Annotated in this window: 3 protein-coding genes; all 3 read right to left on the reverse strand. The window is 45.7% G+C overall.

Annotation, left to right across the window (positions count from 1 at the left end; all coding sequences use genetic code 11):
* Positions 1-255: 255 nt before the first annotated feature.
* The 3 genes from WBV75_RS02925 to WBV75_RS02935 are packed head-to-tail and all read right to left on the reverse strand — an operon-like array spanning position 256 to position 3,448.
* Positions 256-1,650: a membrane dipeptidase gene (locus WBV75_RS02925; RefSeq protein WP_424119162.1), complete on the reverse strand. Its 1,395-nt coding sequence runs from the start codon at positions 1,648-1,650 to the stop codon at positions 256-258.
* 19 nt (positions 1,651-1,669) lie between these two features.
* The gene (locus tag WBV75_RS02930) at positions 1,670-2,758 is read right to left on the reverse strand and encodes a fatty acid desaturase family protein (protein ID WP_424119163.1); all 1,089 of its coding nucleotides are present in this window, start codon (positions 2,756-2,758) and stop codon (positions 1,670-1,672) included.
* A gap of 51 nt (positions 2,759-2,809) precedes the next feature.
* On the reverse strand, positions 2,810-3,448 hold the full coding sequence (locus WBV75_RS02935; RefSeq protein WP_424119164.1) for a DUF6134 family protein: 639 nt from the start codon (positions 3,446-3,448) through the stop codon (positions 2,810-2,812).
* Positions 3,449-3,485 lie beyond the last annotated feature (37 nt).

Below are 3,485 nucleotides of genomic sequence, written 5' to 3' on the forward strand. Positions count from 1 at the left end.
GGCCATTCCAGTGAACAGGAATAACATAAAAACCAGGGTGGGGAAGAGGTGTTTTTTCATTTCAAGTGTATTTGATGTGAAAAAATACGAAAAAGTCTTCTGTGGACCTATGGACCCCGGGTTTTAAGTGAAGTATGTTCGGGAATGGACTACACGACTCATGACTCCGGGGTCTGCGAGACTCCCGGCATATGGAACTATCAGTAGCTGTGTAAATCCACTTATCCGACTTCGCCCGGCACCCCTGCAGGATCCCTACAAGAATTGAATCACAAAACGTTCCGCATTTTCCAGAGTCAATTTTCGAACAACCTGTTCTGCAGATAGGGTGCGGTTTTTCTCTTGTTTCAGTTTTCCGGCCTTTAAATAGGCCTCAGCATATTTCATGAGCTCGTTAGCCAGGAGGTTGAATTCCCGTACCGACCATATGCGCTCCAACGGATCGATGGTTCCGTCGAAATCACTGCCGATGCAGAGGGTATCCCAGGCGGGAAGATCGTGGGAATCTAAAACCTCAGCTGCATGTCGTATCTGATTCCAGAAGATACCCGCAGATTTGTAAAGTTGGTCCCTGGATGTTCCAGAAAAGACAGATTTGCGTACGGCTGCTTTTGGCGCCAGTCTTTTGGCATCCAACTGCAATCCGAAAACCCCTCCGGATTGCGCCAAGAGCAGGAGCTCTTCGTCGTAAAAATTGATTTCGTCCCTGGCAAACAAAGGAGTATGATTCGTTCTTTCGTCTAAACTGGCCCCGGTAAACGCCCCATGCGAAACCAAAAATGGAGCCCTGCACCCGGTACGACCATGCCAGGCGTAAAATTCCCTACGGGCTTTAAGGCTCATATGCTTCAAGTCTATGTAAATGGGGCGTCCCGGTTCGGGGTCCAAGAGACACCTTATGACCTCCCAGCCGAGTTCACTAAAGCCCGTGCCTATGTTTTCTGACTGATCCAGAATACCCCCAAGACCATTTAAACTAGGGGCATGACCACAGAGGTCATTGTTAAAATTGTGCGCGAGGGTTATAAAGAATGGGGGATTCTCAAGTTTTTTTAATTGCCTTATGTTATCCAGTACTTCCCTATCCGATGCTTTTCGACCATATGCTCCTAGTCCGGTATTCAGAATATGGGCACCTTCAATTGTGGGTATTACATAGAGGTGGTTGAGCCGCTTCTCTATGGAGGAATTATCCTGGCGGGGTTTTAGAAAACTCCAGGAGTATTTGGTGCCGTTGAGATAACAATTGCGCGGGCTTTCCTCAAGGAATCTGAGTTCCCCCATCAGGTCCTCAAAGTAATTCTTGTGTCGTTGCAGGTATGAGACTCTTTGAAACCCAATTGAAGTTACCCAGGCCGCAAGTCTTGCAGAAATACGGTCGGGTAGCCATGGGGTAAAGAAAAAACCTTTCTCAAATGGATATAGGGATACAAAGGCATAGCGTACCTTACTGCTGAGCATACTGCTGAAATCGGCCTGTGAAAAACGTGTAACCCCTGTCAGTCTTTGGAGAAACAGGGTGTATAATGAGGGTTTTTTCTGATACCAGATATCGGACTGTAAACCAGGGAAAGGCCCTTTGTCAAAACTTCTTCCATAGGTTTTCAGGGTCGGATGACAATGCAGGTCAGCAAATTCAAATTCTAACATTTTCGTTGCGGTTTTGGGGTTACATATCTTCTTCCAGAATATTTGGAATGTGTGCGTTTTGGCAAATCAGCTTATAATGCAATTTCAGGCAAACACCCAGGGGGAATTCTTTATATTGAAAACCATTTCGGTTGGCGAATTCTCGTATACAAGCCGTAACCTCGGGTGCATAAGCGGAGTGTATTTGGGGAAAGAGATGATGGGCCAGGTGATAATTGAAATTCCCCATAACATGTTTTGAAAACCAATTGCATACTGAAAGGTCATTTGTAGATCTGAATTGGTGCTCCAGCCAGCTTACCGGAATTGCGCCTTCAGGACTGACCCTCGGGAAGTGGTTGGCGGAGTTGGCGTGGGGCGTCAGCAGGGCGAGCATCGCGACAATACTGCCGGTTACCATCAGGCCCGCTATACCTCCCAGGGCCCTGAGCACAGGGATTCCGGTGAGTACTGGAATTAAAAAAATATAGCTCAGGAAGATCCCTTTGAAAACAATGAGTTTGAGGTATTCTTTCCCTGGGATATGGATAAATTGACGGATGGCCCGGTTGGTGGAGAAGAAGTCTTTGAAATCCCGTAGTAGTATCCAGTTAAAAAGGAACAGCGGATAAAGCAGAAAAACGAATAGGTGCTGGTACCGGTGAATTTTTTTACCGGGTTGGTGAGGAAAAATCTTAATAGGTCCGGATTGTTCAATGTCCGCATCAAACCCGGCCACATTCGGATAGTTATGATGAAGCATGAGGTGCCTTTTCTTCCAGATATAGCTGTTACCGCCCAGCAGATCAAATAGCAATAGGTATAGTTTATTGTAAAGCTTTTTTGAGAACACATGGTTGTGGACCGCATCGTGAAAAAGATTTATAAACATCAATACCGATACTATGCCCATAGTTGAAAGCAGTAAAGGGTAAAGTACCGGATCACCTCCCGTAGATAAGGCCAGGATATAAAGGCCCATATACACCAGGGGCATTATCCATGCGAAAAGGCGTTTCACTTTCCTGGGTCCTTCCGGCAGGTTGCGTAAGCCTTTGAGTACTTCGGCGTGCAAATCCCTGTAGAGTTTTCTGTGATTGGGGTTCCGTTGGTATATTGCTTTTTCCATGAGGGCAGGTTTTAAGGTTATTTCAACATTTTTGGTGTCTGCAGACTATTATTAGGTCTGTGGGACCAGGCGTACCGTATAGAAACTCCCCCTGGAGACTACAGAGGTACACTTCCCGTTTTTATAGGTAAATATGTTGTCACTCCCATTGGGCAGCTCTACCTTATACTGGTGGTTTCCGATACGCTTTATCGGAACCCATTGTGTAAACCGGTCTGAAAATATCTGCGCCTCATCGAAAGGTTCCTGGACAAAGAGTCGTGTCATGTTGAACCTGACGACCGATATGGGGAGAATTCGATAGGAATCCTGGTCAGAATAGCGATATCCCGCAGGGTGTTTGACAAGGGTCTGTTGCAGGCTGATACGGTTATTTACTTTGCGAAACACATCCGAATGCATCAGGGTATCGTTTCGGTATTCGTAGGTTTCTCTACCTAAGGCAGTATACTTGAAGATAAACCGAGCTTGTACTTCGCTGTGGACCTGAATTCGCGATTTCTCAGAACCACGGGTGTGGATTATGTTGAGATATCCCACATTTTTTTGACCGAGGTAAATTTGAAAGGTACTTTCAGAACGTACCTCAGAATTTCGTTTGTTCCAGGATCCCGTAAGGATAAAGAGAAATAGGATGAGCATGATGTTTATATTTCTATTGGTGCTTTTGAGACGATGCTGAACTTTCATTAGGCACAGTTTTTTTGGGAATAGCTAATGGTTCGGG

This window comes from Robiginitalea sp., from assembly GCF_049588695.1.
Taxonomy (GTDB): Bacteria; Bacteroidota; Bacteroidia; order Flavobacteriales; family Flavobacteriaceae; genus Robiginitalea.